Source organism: Acidithiobacillus sp. AC3 (assembly GCF_050261095.1).
Classification (GTDB): Bacteria; Pseudomonadota; Gammaproteobacteria; order Acidithiobacillales; family Acidithiobacillaceae; genus Igneacidithiobacillus; species Igneacidithiobacillus copahuensis.
Genome location: NZ_CP189838.1, coordinates 815,893 through 835,605 on the forward strand (window position 1 = coordinate 815,893; position 19,713 = coordinate 835,605).

At 63.0% G+C, this 19,713-nt stretch carries 19 protein-coding genes and 1 tRNA gene; 10 read left to right on the top strand and 10 right to left on the bottom strand.

The features are described 5' to 3' along the window. Positions 1-78 precede the first annotated feature (78 nt). From ACQAYK_RS04210 to ACQAYK_RS04250, 9 genes are all read left to right on the top strand, one after another. A complete protein-coding gene (locus ACQAYK_RS04210) occupies positions 79-1,299 on the top strand; it encodes a tyrosine-type recombinase/integrase (RefSeq protein WP_480082239.1) in 1,221 nt (406 codons plus the stop codon). A gap of 374 nt (positions 1,300-1,673) precedes the next feature. Continuing rightward, a complete protein-coding gene (locus ACQAYK_RS04215) occupies positions 1,674-1,880 on the top strand; it encodes a helix-turn-helix transcriptional regulator (protein WP_480082240.1) in 207 nt (68 codons plus the stop codon). A gap of 13 nt (positions 1,881-1,893) precedes the next feature. Then, positions 1,894-2,580, top strand: coding sequence for a helix-turn-helix transcriptional regulator (locus tag ACQAYK_RS04220; protein WP_255790146.1), 687 nt, complete (start codon positions 1,894-1,896; stop codon positions 2,578-2,580). Then, a complete protein-coding gene (locus ACQAYK_RS04225; protein ID WP_255790148.1) occupies positions 2,577-4,955 on the top strand; it encodes a DNA primase family protein in 2,379 nt (792 codons plus the stop codon). Before ACQAYK_RS04220 ends, ACQAYK_RS04225 begins: the two co-directional genes overlap by 4 nt. A gap of 67 nt (positions 4,956-5,022) precedes the next feature. After that, on the top strand, positions 5,023-5,358 hold the full coding sequence (locus ACQAYK_RS04230) for a hypothetical protein (RefSeq protein ID WP_255790150.1): 336 nt from the start codon (positions 5,023-5,025) through the stop codon (positions 5,356-5,358). A 742-nt stretch (positions 5,359-6,100) separates the two neighbouring features. Then, positions 6,101-6,742: a recombinase family protein gene (locus tag ACQAYK_RS04235; RefSeq protein ID WP_255790152.1), complete on the top strand. Its 642-nt coding sequence runs from the start codon at positions 6,101-6,103 to the stop codon at positions 6,740-6,742. Then, positions 6,739-7,176, top strand: coding sequence for a hypothetical protein (locus ACQAYK_RS04240; RefSeq protein WP_255790154.1), 438 nt, complete (start codon positions 6,739-6,741; stop codon positions 7,174-7,176). The genes ACQAYK_RS04235 and ACQAYK_RS04240 overlap by 4 nt, the downstream gene beginning before the upstream one ends. Then, on the top strand, positions 7,154-8,572 hold the full coding sequence (locus ACQAYK_RS04245; RefSeq protein WP_255790156.1) for a PBSX family phage terminase large subunit: 1,419 nt from the start codon (positions 7,154-7,156) through the stop codon (positions 8,570-8,572). The genes ACQAYK_RS04240 and ACQAYK_RS04245 overlap by 23 nt, the downstream gene beginning before the upstream one ends. Before the next feature lie 174 nt (positions 8,573-8,746). Then, positions 8,747-9,514: a hypothetical protein gene (locus ACQAYK_RS04250; protein WP_255790158.1), complete on the top strand. Its 768-nt coding sequence runs from the start codon at positions 8,747-8,749 to the stop codon at positions 9,512-9,514. 225 nt (positions 9,515-9,739) lie between these two features. Here the strand turns inward: ACQAYK_RS04250 and ACQAYK_RS04255 are convergent. After that, positions 9,740-9,829: transfer RNA gene (locus ACQAYK_RS04255), tRNA-Ser, on the bottom strand. 141 nt (positions 9,830-9,970) lie between these two features. Here ACQAYK_RS04255 and ACQAYK_RS04260 point away from each other — a divergent pair. Further along, on the top strand, positions 9,971-10,243 hold the full coding sequence (locus ACQAYK_RS04260; RefSeq protein WP_215872484.1) for a hypothetical protein: 273 nt from the start codon (positions 9,971-9,973) through the stop codon (positions 10,241-10,243). 6 nt (positions 10,244-10,249) lie between these two features. Here ACQAYK_RS04260 and ACQAYK_RS04265 read toward each other — a convergent pair whose 3' ends face one another. The 9 genes from ACQAYK_RS04265 to ACQAYK_RS04305 are packed head-to-tail and all read right to left on the bottom strand — an operon-like array spanning position 10,250 to position 19,712. Continuing rightward, positions 10,250-10,855: a class II aldolase/adducin family protein gene (locus ACQAYK_RS04265; RefSeq protein WP_215872483.1), complete on the bottom strand. Its 606-nt coding sequence runs from the start codon at positions 10,853-10,855 to the stop codon at positions 10,250-10,252. A gap of 3 nt (positions 10,856-10,858) precedes the next feature. Further along, complete coding sequence (locus tag ACQAYK_RS04270; protein ID WP_215872482.1) at positions 10,859-11,242, bottom strand: Smr/MutS family protein; 384 nt, start codon at positions 11,240-11,242, stop codon at positions 10,859-10,861. Next, complete coding sequence (locus ACQAYK_RS04275; protein WP_215872481.1) at positions 11,226-11,888, bottom strand: YoaK family protein; 663 nt, start codon at positions 11,886-11,888, stop codon at positions 11,226-11,228. The genes ACQAYK_RS04270 and ACQAYK_RS04275 overlap by 17 nt, the downstream gene beginning before the upstream one ends. A gap of 2 nt (positions 11,889-11,890) precedes the next feature. Beyond that, the gene (locus ACQAYK_RS04280; RefSeq protein WP_215872480.1) at positions 11,891-15,718 is read right to left on the bottom strand and encodes a DUF3683 domain-containing protein; all 3,828 of its coding nucleotides are present in this window, start codon (positions 15,716-15,718) and stop codon (positions 11,891-11,893) included. After that, on the bottom strand, positions 15,715-16,548 hold the full coding sequence (gene panC, locus ACQAYK_RS04285) for a pantoate--beta-alanine ligase (RefSeq protein ID WP_215872479.1): 834 nt from the start codon (positions 16,546-16,548) through the stop codon (positions 15,715-15,717). Before panC ends, ACQAYK_RS04280 begins: the two co-directional genes overlap by 4 nt. Beyond that, a complete protein-coding gene (gene panB, locus ACQAYK_RS04290; RefSeq protein WP_483167945.1) occupies positions 16,548-17,333 on the bottom strand; it encodes a 3-methyl-2-oxobutanoate hydroxymethyltransferase in 786 nt (261 codons plus the stop codon). The genes panC and panB overlap by 1 nt, the downstream gene beginning before the upstream one ends. After that, positions 17,330-17,923, bottom strand: coding sequence for a deoxynucleoside kinase (locus ACQAYK_RS04295; protein ID WP_483167946.1), 594 nt, complete (start codon positions 17,921-17,923; stop codon positions 17,330-17,332). The genes panB and ACQAYK_RS04295 overlap by 4 nt, the downstream gene beginning before the upstream one ends. After that, a complete protein-coding gene (gene folK / locus ACQAYK_RS04300) occupies positions 17,917-18,468 on the bottom strand; it encodes a 2-amino-4-hydroxy-6-hydroxymethyldihydropteridine diphosphokinase (protein WP_483167947.1) in 552 nt (183 codons plus the stop codon). Before folK ends, ACQAYK_RS04295 begins: the two co-directional genes overlap by 7 nt. After that, a complete protein-coding gene (locus tag ACQAYK_RS04305; protein WP_483167948.1) occupies positions 18,438-19,712 on the bottom strand; it encodes a tRNA nucleotidyltransferase/poly(A) polymerase family protein in 1,275 nt (424 codons plus the stop codon). The genes folK and ACQAYK_RS04305 overlap by 31 nt, the downstream gene beginning before the upstream one ends. Position 19,713: the final 1 nt, after the last annotated feature.

Genomic DNA, 19,713 nt, shown 5'->3' on the forward strand with positions numbered 1-19,713 from the left:
TTCTACATCTCTCTAAATCGCGTTATACTTAGGCGGGTTTTTAGGAGGGTGTAGCATATGCCGAGAAGAGCCAAAGACTTGACTGACCTAGAAGTGCGCCGACTCGCGGAGCCCGGAGCGCACCCGGTGGGCGGGGTGCCCGGACTCTATCTCCAAGTGTTACCGGGCGGGGGGAAGACGTGGCTGCTGCGGGCAACCGTAGGACAAACGGCGGACGGCAAGCAGCGCCGCCGCGAGATCGGCTTGGGGGGATACCCGGCGGTGACACTGAAGCAAGCCCGAGACAAGGCGCGGGCGCTGCGCGAGAAGATCGCCCAAGGGATAGACCCGGTTGAGGAACGGAGGGCCGCGCGGGCCGCACTGCTGGCGCGACAGGCCGCGGAAATAACCTTTGAGCAGGCCGCGCGACAGTGTATTGAGGCGAAATCCCCGGAGTGGAAGAACGCGAAGCACGCCCAGCAGTGGCTAAATACGTTGACCACCTATGCCTTCCCAGCTCTCGGCAAGCTCTACCTGCGCGACATCGACACGCCGCATATTCTGGCCGTCCTTGAACCGATCTGGAACGAAAAGACAGAGACCGCCAGCCGCCTGCGCGGGCGAATCGAAACCGTGCTGGACTGGGCGACCGCGCGCAAGTACCGCGAGGGGCTGAATCCGGCGCGCTGGGCCGGGCATCTCGCCACGATGCTGCCCAAACCGGCGAAGGTAGCGCGCAACGGCAACCACCCGGCGCTGCCTTATGAACGTATCCCCGCCTTTATGAAGCACCTTCGCAAACTGGGCGGGAGCGGAGCCCGCGCGCTGGAGTTCGCTATTCTGACCGCTGCGCGGTCCGGTGAAGTTCGGGGGGCGGTATGGGAGGAGATCGACTTTGAGGCGCGCGTCTGGACGATACCTGCGGAGCGTATGAAGATGCGCAAGGAACACAAGGTGCCGCTGACCGAGGAGGCGTTATCGCTATTGGCTGGACTCCCGCGCCTTGAGAACAACGGCTTCGTGTTCCCATCATCCCGAGGGGCGGGAGCGTTGTCGGACATGACGCTGACCGCCGTGATCCGGCGGATGGGTGGCGACTACGTCGACCCAAAGCAAAACAACCGGACCGTCACTGTTCACGGCTTCCGCTCGACCTTCCGGGACTGGGCTGGCGAGACAACGCACCATCCGCGCGAGGTTATCGAGCATGCCCTTGCCCACCAGCTCCGCGACAAGGCGGAAGCCGCCTATGCGCGCGGCAGCTTGCTTCAGAAGAGGCGCGCGCTGATGGTCGATTGGGCGAGGTATTGCGGCGGTTGAGTCTAAGCGATTAGAGGTAAACCGCCAATAAAATATGCGACAGAAATCACTTAGTTACGCATAAAACAGATTCGGGAAAAGTAAATTAAGATCATGATCACAAAAGGTCTTTGACAAGGTATTTTTTATCTGGTCTTTACCGCGAGAAAATAAGGGAGTATATTAGGCCCTAATTGATCGCTGGAACACCGGGGCGAGGAGCGGAGCTGAAAAATTTCGCAGCGTGATGCGAAATCCTCGCCTAGGTTTCTGAAGAACCGCGTGACGCGGGGAAGTGACAAGAGGAGCGCCCAGCAGCTTTGGGCGCGTCGCTTGCGCTTCCCCGCGTCTTATTTTTGCGGGGGTAGCGCGAACCTTGGAATGAGGATCGCGTAATGTCGAACGAATCTGTTACCACTACGGGCCGCCGGTATGCCCGGCCTGACCAAGTAGCCAAGTATCTTGGCGTCCACGTGTCAACAATCTACCGATGGAGCCAAGAGTGCGCCGACTTTCCGAAGCGGCGCAAGATCGGACCCAGCGCCAGCGCGTACGACCTGAACGAGATCGACGCGTGGGTTGACTCCCTTCAAGAATCGTAAGGGGGGCCAAGACATGCAAGAGCGTAACATTAAAAAGTCCGAACGGACCGACGAGGAGCCATTGCTTACGTCCGCAATGGCCGCCGCCTTCCTGGGCATCTCCCCGTCGACCCTATGGAAATGGAATAAGGAGGACCCCGACTTTCCCCAGCCCGTCCGCTGGGCACCGCACGGCAGAGCCGTTTCACGCTGGCGGCAGGCGGACCTTGCGGCGTGGGCTGCCCGATACGACGGCGGCAGGGGCTGGCGTCGCTCCGATCTGGAAGCGTGGGCCGCCGACCGAGGCGAGCCCACGAGCCGGACCGGGCTGTTTACCGAACTGGCAAAGCATATCCGCGACCTTACGGGCCAAGACAGCGCTAGACACCTAGTGTCGGGCTACTTGAGGTCCGGGGGATCGGTGCTGGAGCTGGCCGAAGAAACAGGCATCCCGGAGTACGTCTTGATGGAATACCTGCGGGTAAACAGCAACGCCAATAAGGACGAGGGAATCTTGGTGCGTCTCTTTTTCTGCGCTATTGAGAAAGTACTGTGCCGGGAAAGGGAGCTGGTCCTAGAGGCGCTGGAGTACTCTAGCCGCCCGGACCCGAAGCGGAGGGCGGTACTAGAATATGATCTAAAGCGCCTAGACGAAGCCCACCGTCTCGTGTTCGGACAGTCCTTGAAGGACTACCTTCTGAGCAAGGAGGGCGTGCGATGATCGAGGAGTTTCTCAAACGCTTCCGACCCGGCGGACCTTGGTTGCTGGCTGCGATTCCGCCCGACGGCGGGAGGCTGCGTGCAAAGACCTTTACCGACGCGGCGCAAGCCGCGTCGTGGGCCGAGAACCAGAACCAGACCGATAACGTCTATTTCTCCATAAACCCGACCGAGAAGCCGATGAGCAAGAAGCCGTCGAAGGAGGACATTGCGCGCGTCGAATGGCTATATGTGGACATCGACCCGCGCGCCGGGGAGGAGATCGAGGCGGAGCGCGCCCGAATCCTTCGCTTGCTGACTACCGGACTACCCAAGGGCATCCCGCAGCCGTCCCTAATTATCGACTCCGGCGGGGGCTTTTGGGGATTCTGGCGGCTCGCGGAGCCCTTGGGAGTTGACGACTTCGCCCGAGCGGAGGAAATGAACGGGGAGCTGGCCCGCCTACTGGACGGGGACCACTGCCAGAACGTCGACCGAATAGCGCGCCTGCCGGGGACGAGGAACTGGCCGGGCCAAAAGAAGGCGAAGAAGGGAAGAACGCCGCAGGAGGCCGAAGTGGTCTACCAGACGGCGGAGAGCTACCGCCTAGAGGACTTCCCCACGCCCGCCGCGGGGAGCCGCCCACCGTCCGCTGGCGCGCCGGCACGCGCCCGAGCGGGGGTGGAGCGGAGTACAGCTTCAGCTATGGGTACGGAGGAACTGGAAGAATGGGCAGCGGAGAACGGAAAGAAAATCTCCGACACCACGCTGGCTATTATAGCGAACGGACAACATCCCGACGACTCCCGCCCGTATCCGTCCCGATCGGAGGCGCTGTTTCGGGTCTGCTGCGATCTGATCCGGGCGGGCGTCGATGACGCGGGGATCTTCTCGGCGATTACCGACCGGAACAACCGCATATCCGAGAGCGTACTTGAGCGAGGAGACTCGGCGGAGTATGCCCGGCGGCAGATCGAGCGGGCCCACGAGGCGATTGCCCACGGCGGGCTGTTATTAAGCCCGAGCACCCCGCTGGAGTCCGCGCGCGCGTTCTTGGAGCACGAGCGTCCCCATCTCTTGCTCTACAACGACGATTGGCTGGATTACTCCGGCGCCGCCTACGTCGAGCTGGAGGACGACACGGTGCGCAAGTACGTGTACGAGTTCCTAGAGCGGGCGAAGCGACCGCCGACCGAGAAGCAGAGGGAGGCCGGGCAGCTAGTGGGCGACGACTTCCGCCCTAACCCCGCAGCCGTTAGTGGTGTAATTGACGGGCTGCGGGCCATCGCGCACCGGCCAAGGGACTCCTTCGTGCCGCCGTGCTGGCTGGAGGGCGAGGGGCCGCCCGCCGAGGAGGTAATGGCCTGCCGTAACGGGCTGCTACACCTGCCGACCGGCGAGCTGCTAGAGCCCTCGCCGCGCTTCTTTACGCGCAGTGCGCTGGCATTCGACTACGACGCCCACGCGCCCACGCCGGAGCGCTGGCTGGCTTTCCTAAAATCGCTTTGGCCGGAAGAACCGGAAGCCATCGACCTGCTGCAGGAAATCTTCGGCTATGTCCTAATCCCGGATACGTCCCTACAGAAGATTTTCCTGATAGTCGGGCCGACCCGATCCGGCAAGGGAACGATTGCGCGCGTGCTGAAGGAGCTAGTCGGGCCGTCGAATGTCTGCGCACCGTCGCTGGGCGACTTCGGCGAGAACTTCGGCCTGGAGCCCCTACTGGGCAAACAGCTTGCGACCCTAAGCGACGTGCGCCTGGACCGTGCGGCGAGGCTCGCGGCGATCGCGGAAACCTTGCTGCGCATAAGCGGCGAGGACACGGTTACGGTTAACCGCAAGCACAAGAGCGCGTGGACGGGGGTGCTGCCCGTGCGATTCCTTCTGCTGTCGAACCTGATGCCGCGATTCTCCGACGCCAGCCCGGCGCTGGCCAACCGATTCGTGCCGCTGCTGATGGAGCAGAGCTTCTTGGGGAAGGAAGACCCGGACCTGACCACCAAGCTACTGGCCGAGCTTCCCGGCATCTTGAACTGGGCGATCGAAGGCTGGCGGCGTCTTCGCGAGCGCGGGCGCTTCGACCTGCCGCCCTCTTCGATAGAAGCCACGCAGGAGCTAGTCGAACTGGCCGCGCCGGTGGCGACGTTCCTGCGCGAAGAGTGCGAGCTAGACCCAAACGCGGAGGTGCCGAAGGCGGAAGCGTTCGGGCGCTGGCGGTCATGGTGCGATCGCAACGGATCGCTGCCCGGCGCGTTGAACTCGTTCTCTGCCCAGCTGTACGCCGCGACAAGTGCGAAGGTTCGCAGCAAGAAAGGGCGCAGGGGCGAGGAGCGGATGATGCTGTTCTCCGGACTGCGCCTAAAATGTCCGAAGGGGGGAGACCCGATGCCGTTCTGAAGTAGCACGGGGAGTGCCGGGCACCCCGTTGTAATGCCCGGCAAGCTAACCTGATTGGAGGTTGAGTATGCTTAGTGCAACTGATTTGATGAGACAGGCCGGACATACGGCGCACGACTGGATGCAAGAGGCCGCAGAATTTGTTGAAAGGCGGTTTGCTGACTACCCACCGGAAGCCCGCGCCGCGTTGATCGCATCTTACGTTACTACGGCGGCTGGTGACGAGATTGCCATGAGCCTGCGGGGACTTGCGGAGGCTGCCGAACCACTGGCCGGAGTTATCGACGGACTACGCGAGCCATTGCGCAGCGACCACCCCCTGATGGGCGAGACTCTGGACGGAGTACGAGACGCCCTGCTGGAGATTGCCCAAAGTATAGGCGGCCGAGCCGCCCAGCGGTAGGCGACCGAGCGGTAGAGAGATTGCCCGGCGGGGTTGCCGCTGGGCATTTTTCGTGCGCCCGCTGCCCACGAGTCGCCACGATCGGGAGCCCAGCCCGGACCGGGTCCCGACTGGGGCCCACCCAAGATCGGGAGCCCGGACCGGCCGGAGCCCAGCGGGGCTGGGGCTTCGGCGGGGGGGTCCGGGGGGTCTGGGTCTAGGCCGGGAAGTTTATTTATATATAGTATTTTTCCTCTTTCTTTTCTCTGTATATTTAGTATTTATTATTCCTATAATTAAAATATACCCGGACTACCCGGACCCAGCCAGTATTTACTGGGGCTTTCGACAGGTTTCAACCCGGACCTAACCCGGACCCTACCTGGACCCTACCCGGACCCGCTGCTGGGCAGAGCCGAGATAGCCGGGGGCTGCTGGGCCGGGCCGAGGGACAACAGGAATCACCGCCGCTATGTGGGCAGATTCGGCGCAGGGGACATCCGCGCTAGGTGGGCTGTAGGGTAAGTACAGCAATGGTCTTTCGCCACCCAAATTTGCCAATTTTCCACAAATTTTGGGACCGCGAGACATCCTAAGATGGTAGCAAGGCGGAGAAGTTCTCCGCCGATATTCCACAATTATCTGGATTTTATAGCATTTTTTTGTGACAATCCCGCCTACGCACCCGCCTAAAACCTTTATCTGTCGTGTCCCGGTCGGTAGAATCGGGCTCATATTCCTTTTCGACAGGAGCAAAACGACCATGGCACGATTCGTTCTTTACGCCCGCCGGTCCCTCGACACCGACCCTTCCGCTGAAGAGCAGTTCGCTATTCTCCGCGAGCGCTGCGCCGCTGCTGGGCACGAGGTGGTGGACGAGTACGTTGACGAGAACGTGGAGGCGAAGGCAGCACGCGACCCTCGCCCGAAGCGTGACCGCGCGATCTACGACGCGATGCGGGGCGGCGCGGAGGGAATCGCCATTGTTTCCCTTGACCGGCTGGCCCGTAGTGTGGGCGACCTAGAGGAACTGCTGCGCGAGCTGGCCGTTGCCGGTGCTGGGCTATACGTCGCTGATCTTGAGCTGGACACGCTGACTCCCGACGGCGCTGAGTTCCTTCAGGCGGTGTCCGCCGTGGTTGCTTTCGACCGAGCGGTGCGCGTAGAGGCTCTGCGCCGGGGCCACCGTAAGGCGCGGGCCAAGGGCGTGCGGATAGGGCCGCCGCGCACATCCCGCGGTCTTGAGGACAAGATCGCTTCGCTACTGCGGGCCGGGGTGAAGCCGTCCCGCATCCGTACAATCACCCGCGTAGGCATATCGGCCATCAGTCGCATAAAACGGGAAATGGCCGCCGCCGAAGCCGCCGCAGATGCCGCCCTCGCCGCGGAGGATGCCGAAGCGTGAGCCGTAATACGAAACTGACCAAGGGTCATCTCCGCGATCTGGAAACCAAGGGACTGCCCGAAGATTCGTTGAACGTGGTGCGGGAAATGGCCGCCGAAGGATGCCGGGAGCCCGCGATTAGGCGCGCACTTGGGCTTACCTACCCGCAATGGCGCGCGCTTAAAAAGGACACCGCCGATGGCGACCTATCGCCGCTGGCGCAAGCCCTAGAGGAAGGTCGGGCAGAGGGAGCCGGGGAGGTTATCGCCTTTATGAGGGCCAAGATGCTGGAAGGCGACACCCGCGCCGCCGAGTGGCTGGGCGACAGGCTCTATAAGATCGGGCGCGAGGACGGCAGCCAAGAGGACGCACCCCGCGTGCTGATCCAGATTAACGCCGCGCTATCCCCGGACGACTACGGGAGGATAATTGATGTCAACCGTGACCGGGTCTAACCAATCCGCCCAGACGATTCGCCCGACTCCCTTCCAAGCAACCGTTCTTAGCATCCCCGAGGACCACTTTGTGTTCTTGGGCGGTGGCCGTGGTGGCGGGAAGTCTTTTGCCTTGCAGTTGCTTATCCTTCGCCACTGCGACCAGTACCGAGCCCGCGCCCGCGTGCTTGTGACGCGCCGCCGGTTGAAGTCCCTGCTACAGTTCGCGGAGGAGCTGCGCGGCTTGTTCCGCGCCGCCTATGGCTCCGGGTTGAGCTACAACTTGAACGACAACGTATTTCGCCTTCCGAACGGCGCGACCGTCCAGCTCACGCACTGCGAATCGAACGCCGCCCTACAAGACACGGTACAGGGCATGACCTTCTCGCTGATCGCGGTAGACGAGGCTGGCGAAGGCCCGGAGCTGCCCGTGATCGACGCCCTTGCGCTGACCCTACGCGCGCCGGGCGTCCCGTTGCGCATGATCTTGGCGGGGAATCCGGGCGGTGCGAACCATTCCGCCCTCGCGGAGCGGTACGTTACGGGCCGCGAGCCTTGGACACCTTTCCGGTTCGCTGACCAGACTTGGGTGTATGCGCCCTCAACCGTTGACGACAACCCGCACCTGCCGGAAGCCTACAAGCGCAACTTCTCCGTCCTTGCCCATACGGACCCGGCGCTGTACCGGGCGCACCGGCACGGCGATTGGTCGGCAATCGTGGGCGATTACTTCGGGGGCTGCTGGGACCGCGCCCGCGCGGTATTCGACCATCACGAAGTCCCGCCGGATACGTTCGGGTCATTGCGCTTGTCGATTGACTGGGGCTCCGCCGCGCCCTGCGCGGTAGTCTTGGGCGGGAAACTCGCCTATGACGTGCGCTTGTCCGATGATCGCGTGATGCCCAAGGGGGCTTGGGTAATCTATGACGAGCATTTCGAGTGCGACCCGAAGAACATGAGCCGGGGGACGGGCCGTACACCCGGGCAGATCGCGCCCTCTCTCCACGAGATCGCCTTGCGGAACGGCACCCGCGCCGCTGGAGTGATCGACTCTGCCGCCGAAGCCCGCACCGCAGGCCGGGCTGAGGCGTCGATTGCTGACTTGTTCCGCGAGGCCGGGATGCGGGTATCGCCCGCCCGGAAGGGCGCGCGGGTGCCGCGATTCGAGTTGCTGAAGCAGCTTATGGCTAATGGTGAGTTCTTCGTCGCTTCGCGCTGTCGCTACTGGCTGGCGACGGTTCCTGCCCTTCCGCGCGATTCGCGCAACCCGGAGGACGTGGACAGTTCCGCGAATGACCACATGCTCGACGCCACCAGCTATCTGATCGCCGGGAGCGCCGCGGGACGTGTCGCGGTGTCCGGTTTCGTGCCCATGCCGGAGGGGAGCAGCCGGGACCGCCGGATTGTGCTTGTGTGACCTACCCAACGTATTGAAAAGTAAAGACAAAACCCTTTACCGCGACTGCGCCGGGGCGGTATTCTTAGGCCTAGGCGAGCTACCGCTTGCCTGGGCACGGGCAATGGCGCCCTTGCCGAGCTAGTGGGAAGAGCCCCGCGTGTCGGTCTTCCCCGAGATAGGAGGCCTACTTTTATGACAGCAATCGACTTTTCCGCAGTTCCCTCTGGCGTGACGGTAAACGAGGAGCGCATTCAGTACCTAAGCGACCGCGCGACCGAAACGGCCACCGCATTCTCCCGAAAGATCGAAAAGCTACAAGCGCAGGTGGCGAATGCCCGCGATGCCTACAGCCGGGAGGCCCAAGACTTTGTCCGTGGCACTCCCGTCGAAGACCGTGCCACCATCCTTGCTGCGTCCCGAAGATCGGCAGCAAACAAGGCCGCGAATATGTACCGCCAATTGCTCGCCAGCTCCGCGGAGGAACGGGCCGCTATGCTTACCGGCCTGAAAACCTACGCGGACGAAGCCGCAGCCCTCTCTAGTCTCTACGCGTCGCCGGTGTCGATGCTGGGCCGGATTGCCTTGGGCGACCCGAAGCGCACCCAGTACCAGCTCCAGCTCGAAGGGGCCGGGCCGGTTGAGCTGGAGACCACCGCCCGCGCCGCAATTATGACCAATGACCTAGTGCTGGCTGCCGCCATTGTCACGGTAGTGGACCGTCGCCCGAAGGAACGCCGCCCGTTCTCCGTAGCCGCCCTAGCGGAGCGGATGCTGGGCGATGTCTGGGGGCGCATGCATGCGAAGCTCGAAGGTGTGCAGCTTGCTTACCGGAGCGCAGCCGAGGCAAACCGGGAGTTTGAACGCGCGAAGGCCAGCCCCTTGTCGAAGATCGCGCTGGCCCTTTCCCGGCAGGCGATTGCGGAGGCCGCGGGCGATGACGACGAAGAAGCGGTTGCTTGAGCCGCCACGCGGGACAGGCGGGCATGTCCCGCCTTGGTTCCGCCCGGAGGACCCGCGCGTGAAGGTGCGCCGCTGTATCGTCTGCCGGGTTGAGTTCTGGAGCGCCCACGCCGGGCACCGATTTTGCGACAGGTGCAAGGCACGCGCAGAGCCCGCTGCGTAGGCTGGTTTTTAGGCGGGTTTTACGCTTTAACTGTCCGGGGAACCCAATAGAACTGGGAGATTTGGCGGAGGCGGTGAGATTCGAACTCACGAGGGGCGTGAACCCCTGCCGGTTTTCAAGACCGGTGCAATCAACCGCTCTGCCACACCTCCGAAGTGCCCAGTGTACGCAAAATGGCGCCGCCGGGGAATGGAGAAGGAATGAACTCCTGAAACGGATCGCCCGTAATTGTGGATCGAGCGCAAGCATCGCGCGTATCATGGGCAATAATATTTCCCGCTCCTGGAGGATCCGTGTTTCTTCTTAAAGTGTTGTTTCCCAGTGCCGATGCGATGCAGGTGGCCTTGAGCAAAGTTCGCGAGCAGCTGGCCGAACTGCAGGATGCGCCGATGGAACTGCAGTCGGCGTTGCAACTGCTGCTGCGTGAAAATCCGCGTATGGAAGCGGCGGAGTTTGCAGAGAAACCGGCTATTGCGGCCATCTATGGCGGTTTTGATCCCCAGGCGGCGGCCATTGCCGAGGCAGCGCTGCTCGAGGCCGGAGCGCTGGAAGTGATTCAGGAATAACGCCCTTCAGCTGGCGCGGGCGATGGCGCGCAGCAAAGCCTCGCCGCAATCGTCGGCCTGCTGGCCCGCCACCAGAATGCCATCTTCATGGCCGGTCATGCTGAGCAGCACCGGTAATCTGGCATGGCGGGCGATGTCTCGTACCGCTGCGGCCATAGCCGGCGTACCGTACTCTACATCGGCTGGGGTGCGTGGCAGATCCAGTGCTGCCGCACGCCTCCACAGTTCGGGCAGGTGCGCGTGAAATACCCAGTGGATGTCTGGCCGCAGATCATAGAGTGCCGCGTGGCTCATGGACTCGGAGGAGGGCGCCACCGGTCCGCGTGCCCAGATGGTATTGGCATCAATATCCCAGTTTTCGACGAGACTGTAGTGCTGGGGACCGAGGCTGGCCAGCTCCCCGGTTTGCGTGCCGGTAATCCAGAAGCCTTCAGTGCAGCGACGGCTCAGATTGCCAAAACCGATGCCCCCATAGCGCCTGGGGTCTGCGCCAATGCCGCCGATGGCGCGCAGACGGCTGCGCCAGAACTCCAGTTCGCGGATAAACTCCGGGGCGGGAGCGTCGCCCGCCTGCCAATGGAGTTGGAACTTGGTGACGCCTTCTTCTTCCATAGATTACTTTTTGAGAAAAATTGACTGCAGCATACGATACCAGAATGGCGGCTTGCTGACTGCATTCTCGACATCCGGGGCGGCCTTGGCGGGCGGAATGACGTCGGCGGGGTAGAGATCGACCCAGGTGGCCCCCCAGCTGCTGCGGTCCTGGGCAAGGCCGAAGGCCCGTACCGCTGTTTCGTGGCGCAGGATGGTATGCACCCGCCGGCGCAGAACGCCCTTGCCTTTGCCATGGATGATGCGGACTCGCAGGACTCCCGCAGCGCGACAGGCGCGCAGATACTCGCGGACCAGATCGTTGACTTCGGCTGGGCGAAACTGGTGCAGGTCGAGGATGCCGTCGAGGGGGATCGGCACGGCACGGTCTTCATGCAGCTGCTTCATGCCGTCCCAAAAACCACACCCCGAGCAACGCCAGCCAGGGCAGATTGACCGCCAGCACCGGGCTCAGCCAGAGCAGTGCCGCGATGAAAACCGCGCCGCCCGCGTAGGCGAGCAGGGCGGCGAGCTGCTGCATCGTCACCCAGCCGGGTTTTTCCCGCTTTTGCAGGGCCTGGGTAAGGCTGATCAGGATGCTGGTCAGGGTGTTGGTGAACACTACCGAGGGAACGCCGGCCACGTTGACTCGGCGTGCGAGGACGCTTTGCGTCCCCATGGCCACCGCAGAACCGAGAATCATTATTGCCAGCGGCCCGCCGCCGGCGGGAAAGCCCCAGAGCCACCAGCCCGCGGCAAAGATCCACAGGCCCAGCAGCTCCAGAAAGAGGATGCGTTCACCGCGTCCGAGAGCTGTTGCTCCCAAAGCGCTGGCGGCTACGGCGCCAATGATGAAACCGATGAGGGCCAGGAGGGAGTGGGTAGCCAAGGCCAAGTGTCCTTGCCCCAAGGCCAGACCGAGGAGGGCGAGATTGCCGGTCATGGCCGAGGTAAAAACGTCGTGAAAGCGCAGGAATGCCGTCACGTCGGCGGAGGCGGCGATGGCGGAAAGAAGTTGGATGCGCAGGTCGGCTCGGGTAAACGCGTGCGTCATCCCTACAGTAAGACCCGTTCGATGCCACCATTGCGGGCGGCCTCGGCAAATTGTCGCGCCCAATCGACCCCCATCTGTGCCTTGGCGAGTTCGACGACGATATAGTCGGTATCGAGGCCGGTATCCAGACGGTAGCGTTCCAGACCCTGCTGACAGGCCGGGCAGGAAGTCAGCAACTTGACGTTGCCACCCTGCGCCTTGGGCGCGCCGGTGAGGGCCTGGATGTCCTGGTGCAGGACTTCTTCCTTGCGCGCGCGCAGTTGCGTCGCGATATCCGGACGACTACTGGCCAGGGTACCGGCTTCGCCGCAGCAGCGCTCGGAGCCGCGCACCGGCTGGCCGAGCAGGGTCTCCGCCACGGTCAGCGGCTTGTGCGTCTTCATCGGACTATGACAAGGGTCATGGTAGAGATACTGCACGCCGGCAACGCCTTCCATGCGCACCCCCTTCTCCATGAGAAACTCATGGATGTCGAGCAGGCGGCAGCCGGGAAAGATCTGCTCAAACTGGTACTTGAGCAACTGGTCCATGCAGGTGCCGCAAGACAGGATGACGGTCTTGATATCCAGATAGTTGAGGGTGTTGGCCACGCGGTGAAAGAGCACTTGATTGCGCACCGAGATTTCCTGCCCCTTGTCTTCCTGACCGGCAGCGGTCTGCGGGTAGCCGCAGCAAAGATAGCCGGGGGGCAGCACCGTCTGTACTCCCACGCGATAGAGCATGGCGAGGGTGGCCAGACCAATCTGGCTGAACAGGCGCTCGCTGCCACAGCCGGGAAAGTAGAATACTGCCTCGCTGTCCGGGGCGGTCTGCGGATCGCGCAGAATGGGCACGGTTTCGTGGTCGACGATGCCGAGAATCTGGCGCATGGTCTGCGCCCCCATGTCGGTCGGCAGCGGCTTGCGCAAGAAGTGAATGACCTCGGCGCGGATATCGGCCTTGCCCGTGGTAGCCGGCGCCTCACCCTTGGGTAGCAGGGGCCGGACGATGCGGTGCGCCAGGGCCTGCGCCTGATAGGCGGGCTGCAGCACGCCACGGCGCAGGAAGTGTACGGTCTGCGGGTCACTGGCGTTGAGATAGCTCATGGCCAGCCGGGTACCGGCGCTGAAGGTCTTTTCGCCGCGCGCGCGCAGAAGATTGCGAATGTGCACCGAGACCTCGCCAAAATCGATATCCACCGGACAGGGGGTCATGCACTTGTGGCAGGTGGTGCAATGGTCGGCAACATCTTCCAGGGCCTGAAAATGCTGCTGCGATACCCCGCGCCGGGTCTGCTCTTCGTAGAGAAAGGCCTCGATCAAAAGCCCTGTCGCCAGGATCTTGTTGCGCGGCGAATAGAGCAGATTGGCGCGTGGCACATGGGTCATGCAGACTGGCTTGCACTTACCGCAACGCAGGCAGTCCTTGATCTCGCGGTTGAGGCTGTCGAGCTCGCTCGCCTCGAGAATCAGCGCCTCCTGCTCCACCAGTTGCAGTGACGGGGTATAGGCGCTTTCCAGTCCCGAACCGGGCAGCAGTTTACCCGGATTAAAGACCCCATCCGGATCGACCTGCGCCTTGTATTGCTGGAAGGCTGCCATCTTTTCTGGCTCCAGCCAGCGCATCTTGGTGATGCCGATGCCGTGCTCACCGGAGATGACGCCGCCCAACTCCTTAGCGACCTCCATGATGCGGTCGACGACCCGGTCGGCCTCCTGCAGCATCTCGCGGTCGGAAGAGAGCACGGGTAGGTTGGTGTGAATGTTGCCGTCGCCAGCGTGCATGTGCAGGGCGACAAAGATGCGCGTACGCCGGACCCTCTCGTGGATGCGCCGGATCTCGCCCAGTACCCCGGTGAAGCGCTCCCCCGCGAAGAGCTCTTCCAGGGGCTTGCCGATGTCCTGGCGGTAACTGATGCGCAGATCGCGCCGCAAGAGCAACTGCAAGAGGCTCTGCTGGGGATCGATCTGCCCTTGCTCTTCCGCGGGTACGCTGGGGAGTAACTCCTCGGCGGGCTGGTCAAGATGGGCAAGATAATGCTCCCAGCGACCGTGGACTTCCTGGAGGAGGGCAAGCGCCGCTTCTCGTTTGCCCGCCACGATGGCGCGCTCTTCGGCGCTGTCCTCAAAATCCTTCACCCGCCGCAGCTCCGGCATCTCTCCCTGCAGATAGCCTTGCAAAGCATCGATGATGCGCAGTTTATTGGCAATCGACTGTTCGATATTTAGGCGCTCGACGGCGCGGGTATATTCGCCCAGCCGATCGAGGGGGATGACGACATCTTCATTGATCTTGAAGGCGTTGGTATGCGCAGCAATCGCTGCGGTACGGCTACGGTCGGCCCAGAAGCGACGTCGCGACTCGGGGGTGGTGGCGATGAAGCCTTCGGCGCCGCGGGCATTGGCCAAGCGCACCAGCGCCGAGGCACAGGCGCCGACGGCGTCGGCATCGTCGCTGGCAATGTCGGCCAGCAGCAGCATGCGCGGGCGCTCGCGCCGCGGCGCCTTGTTGCTGTACTTGACCGCCTTGATGTACCGCTCGTCGAGGTGCTCCAGACCGGTCAGCAGCACCTCCGCCCGACCTTCTACATAGTTCTTGAGCTCGACGATGGCAGCGACCGCCGGCTCCAGGTCCTTGCCGTAAAACTCCAGACAGACCGTGCGCAGGTGCTTAGGCATGCGGTGCAGAATGAAGCGCCCGGAGGTGATGATGCCGTCGCAACCTTCCTTCTGGATGCCCGGCAAGCCCCCCAGGGCCTTGTCGGTGACATCCTTGCCCAATCCGGCCTTGCGAAAACCGCCACCGGGGAGTTCGAGGATCTCGGGTGCGGCTACGGGGGTTTTGCCATCCGCCTCGTAGCGGGTGATGCGAAAGCGCACCTGCTCCTGGTCGTGGATCTTGCCCAGGTTGTGATCCAGGCGTTCGACCTCCAGCCAGCGGGCATCGGGCATGACCATGCGCCAGGAGGCCAGGTTATCCAGGGTGGTGCCCCAGAGTACCGCCTTTTTGCCGCCCGCATTCATGGCGATGTTGCCGCCGATGGTGGAGGCATCGAGAGAGGTGGGGTCGACGGCAAAGACCAGCCCGGCGCTTTCGGCCAGGTCAGCAACCACCTTGGTGACTACTCCCGCGCCGGCTTCGACGACGGGCACCAGGGCATCGCAGTCGGGCAGGGCGACTTCCTGTATCGCCGATAGGGAGTCCAGTTTTTCGGTATTGATGACGGCGCTGCGCGGTGTCAGGGGGATCGCCCCGCCGGTATAGCCGGTACCGCCGCCGCGCGGGATGATGGCCAGCTGCAGTTCGCGACAGACGCGTACCTGCTCAGCCAGTTCTGCTTCCGTTGCTGGGTAGAGGACCACCAGCGGCAGCTCGACGCGCCAATCCGAGGCATCGGTGACGTGTGCTACCCGGGCATAGGGGCTGAAGTCCACATGATCTTTGGGGCTGACCTTGGCCAGGGCCTGCCCCGCCCGCTTGCGCAGCTCGCGCTCGGCATCGAAGTTCGCGATGAAACGTTGCTTGGCGCCGCGGCAGCGATCGAGGAGCTGCAAAACCAGAGCATTGCCTTCGGCGCGCTGGGCAATCTCGTCCAGGCGGTGCTCCAGGGCCTGCCAGAGGGCACGGCGTCGCTTGGAGTCGGAGGAGAGGTCCTCCTGCAGATAGGGGTTGCGCGCCACCACCCAGAGATCGCCCAGTACCTCGAAGAGCATCCGCGCCGAACGCCCGGTGACCCGCTGCCCGCGCAGCGTTTCCAGGGTCTCCCAGGCTTCGTCCCCAAGGAATCGGCAGACGATCTCGCGGTCGGAAAAGGAGGTGTAGTTGTAGGGAATTTCGCGTCGTTCGCTCACGGAATCACCATGTTGTCGATCAGTCGCACATCGCCCAGGCGGGCAGCAGCCAGCCAGCGTGCCCCGGGCCGGATCTCGCTCACGGGTTCCAGACTTTCACTGTTCCGCAGTTCCAGATAGTCCACGGCAAAGCCCGCCGCCTGCAGACGCTCTCTGGCGTCCCGGGCTGGAGCCTGTACCAGGCTACCCACAGGAAGCTGGCAGAGCTGTCGCAGTTCGGTCGCGAGGCGTGGCGCCAGGATGCGCTGTTCGGATGTCAGGCGGCTGTTGCGGGAACTCCGGGCCAGGCCGTCGCCATCGCGCTGGGTCGGTCCACAAAGGAGCTGGACGGGAAGATTCAGGTCGTCGAGCATCTGCCCGACAATGCGGTATTGTTGATAATCCTTTTCCCCCAAGACCAGGATGTCTGGCTGGGCCAGGTGCAGCAATTTGAGGACGATGGTGGCCACGCCGGTGAAATGTCCGGGCCGCTGCGTACCGCAGAGGATACTGCTGAGCCGCTCGGGCGGGACAACCTGTGTTTGTTCGGCAGCGCCCCGGGGATAGAGATCGTCGTCGCTGGGCACGAAGACGGTCGTGCAGCCGTGCTCCGCCAGTTGCTGCAGGTCGCTCTCCAGCGTGCGCGGATAGCTTGCAAAGTCCTCTTCCGGGCCAAACTGCAAGGGATTGACGTAGATGCTCACCAGTACCTGCTCCGCCCGCGCCTGGGCAAGGCGCAGCAGCGCGAGGTGCCCAGCATGGAGATGGCCCATGGTGGGGACCAGCGCCAGACTGCCACGCTGCTGCTGTCGCCAGTTCCGCAGGCTGTCGGGATTGCGCAGAATGGGCATCAGCGTTTACCCGCTTTGCCGGGAAAGGATTGCTCGCGCACCGCCTGCACATAGTCGCCGAGTCCGGCGCGCAGCAGGGCCGCACCATCGACAAAGGCGCGGGCAAAGGGAGGGGCCTTGCCGAAGCCGAGAACATCGTGCAGCACGAGAACCTGGGCATCGGTATCCGGCCCGGCACCAATACCGATGACGGGGATGGGGCTCTGCGCCGAGATACGCGCGGCAAGCTCAGCGGGAACCGCTTCCAGGAGCAGGAAACGGGCGCCGGATTGCGCCAGAGTCAGGGCCTCCTGCTCCAGGCGTTCTGCCGCCTCGGGCGTCGTGGCCTGGCGCTGAAAGCCGCCCCACTGGCGCAGGCGCTGTGGGGTCAGGCCAAGGTGTACGCAGACGTTCAGTCCGCGCGCCGCAGAAAATTCCAGGTGCTCGCGGAATTCGAGTCCGCCTTCCCACTTGATCACCTCGGCCCCTGCGCGCAGCAGGGTGCTGGCGGAGCGCCAGCACTGCGCCGGGCTTTCCTCGTAGCTGCCCAAAGGGAGGTCGGCAAAGACCAGGCTGCGCTGACAGGCGCGCGCCACCATTTCGGTGTGATAGGCCATCTGTTCCAGCGTCACCTGCAAGGTGTCGCGATGGCCCTGGACGACCATCCCCAGGGAATCGCCAACCAGGACGCCATCGACGCCGGCCTCTTCCGCCAGCTTGGCGAAGGGATGATCGTAAGCCGTCACTAAGACGCGCTTTTCCCCGCGTTCCTTGGCCGCGATCCAGGTATCGATCCGTTTGCTCAACTCCGCCACCCCAACTCGTGTAATTTATTCCCGACTAAATCAGTCAAGATTTTAGCATCCTTTTTGTGTGCGACGAAGTCCAGATTCTCGCCGCGCAGGTCGAGGACCGCATCCGAATAGCCGGCAAAAAAATCCGCATAGCGCGCCTGGACTCCGGCCAGGTATTCGCGTTGCATGGCCGCATCCCATTGATCACCGCGCGCCCGCACGCGCGCATAGAGGACCTCCAACGGTGCATCGAGGAAGATCATCAGATCCACCTGGGGTGGCTGCGGTAACAGTCGGGCACGAATCTGCAGATAGAGATCGCGCTCCGCTGCTGACAGGGTCTGCGTGGTGAACAACAAATCCTTGTCCGAGCCGTGGTCGCTGAAACACAGGCCGTCTGGCAATGCCTGCCACTGGGCACAGCGCTGCAGCAAGAAATGCAGTTCCGTTGCCAGGGCGTGGCGGCCATCGGCATAGAGCTCGGCCAGGAAGGGATTGTCTCCCGGCGTCTCCAGACATGTTTCCGCGTCAAAATGTCTGGCCAATAGCTGCGTAAGACTGGTTTTTCCGGCCCCCATGGGGCCTTCGACAACAATCAGCATGAGCGTCGGACTTCCGCGCTGCCCGGCTCCGTCGGCGAGAGCACCGGCGCCAAGCGCTGGTCGGCAACCGCCGGTAGCAGTTGCGCGATGGTGCCAAGGCCAGGGATCATCAGGCCGGGATCGTAATCCGCCATGGGCTGCAGTACGAAGGCACGGTGAGCAATTTGCGGATGCGGTAGGCGCAGACCAGGCTCCTCGCTGCGCAGATCACCATAGACAAGGAGATCGAGATCCAGCACCCGCGGGCCCCAGACCAGTTCCAGCGTGCGTTGTCGTCCGGCCTGCTCTTCGATGCTGTGCAGGGCCTGGAGCAGGTCTTTTGGCGACAAAAAGGTTTCCAGGCGTGCCACGGCATTGACGAAGGGAGGTTGCGCAACTCCGCCGATGGGCTCCGAAAGGTAGTCTTGCGAAACCCAGTCCAAACGCGATTGCGGTAGCGCCGCCAAGGCCGCCCGTGCCCGCGCCACCTGCACAAGGGGGTCTTGCAGGTTGCTGCCAATCCCTACCCAGGCGATCACGGCAGCAGCTTTTCTTGTTTCAGCCAACGCAGGGCTCCATCCTTGTCTTCAAAGGCTCCGTTCCAGGTCGCATCCTGCAAACGCGCAAGCAGATCGCCGAGTTGTGGGCCGGCGGGGATGCCCCATTTCTGGAGGTCCCGACCATCTACCGGCACCTTTTGCCAGCGCTGTACCTGCAGATAGTGCCAGGCCGAGCGGCTCAGCTCCGGGTCCTCCCGCAGGGCCAAAGCGCACAGGATACCTGCCGGCGTCCAGCTCTGCCAGTAGCGCGCCTGCATTGCCGGCGTAGGCCCCGGTAGGCGCGCGGGCAAGGCGGCAAGGTCGTGCAGCCACGCCCTATCCGGAGTCCACTGCCAATATTGCCAATGCCTTGTTCGCAATTCCGTAGCAGTGAAGTAGGCAAGCAGAAGGAGGGCCGTTGCCGGCCGGTCGATGTTGTCTTGAAATTGCCGTTGGTATGCAGCGAGAGACTGTTCGAGCCGCTGCAAGGCTAACCAGATCGCGGCCGGTGCGGATGCCAATGGCGGTAAGAGTGGGCCAAGTCCCCAGTCGCAAAATGTGCGCAGGTTACCGGGCAGATCAGGAAGCTGGAGCAGCAGGGATAGTTCGCGGAACAGTCGGGTACCACTCAGATGGGCAAAGCCATTGGCTGCCAGCACCTCGTGCAGTTGCTGACGGGCTTGCGGACCCAGAGAAAAGCCGAAGCGTCGAGCAAAACGCAGTCCGCGCAGGATCCGTGTGGGATCGTCCTGAAAGGATCGGGAATGCAGTACCTCGAGGGTGCTGCTGCGGAGATCCGCGCATCCGTGAAACGGGTCGAGGATCTCGGCAAAAGTGTCCGGGGCGAGCTGCAGGGCGATGGCATTGCAACGAAAATCGCGGCGCTGCAGATCGGTATAGATGTCGGCGGGAAAAACCTCGGGCAAGGCAGCGGGCTGGGGGTAACGCTCTCCGCGACAACGAGCCAGATCCCAGCGCAGTCCCTCGGGGCTTGTGAGGCTGGCAGTAGCGAACCGCGAACGCTTGTCCAACTGGAAACCCAGATCCTGCAATACCGCAAGCAGCGGTTCGAGAGGTCCGTCTATGGCAAGATCCCAGTCCTGGCTCGCGCGGCCCAGGAAAAGATCACGGACGACGCCGCCCACCAGATAAAGCCGGGAACCGAGGGTATGGGCCTGTGCGCCCAGAAAGCGAAGCTGCTGCAAGCGCGTAGCCGGCCAGAAATTCTGAAGGCGTTGCAGAAGTTCTCCGTGGTCGCTGTCGAGGACCACT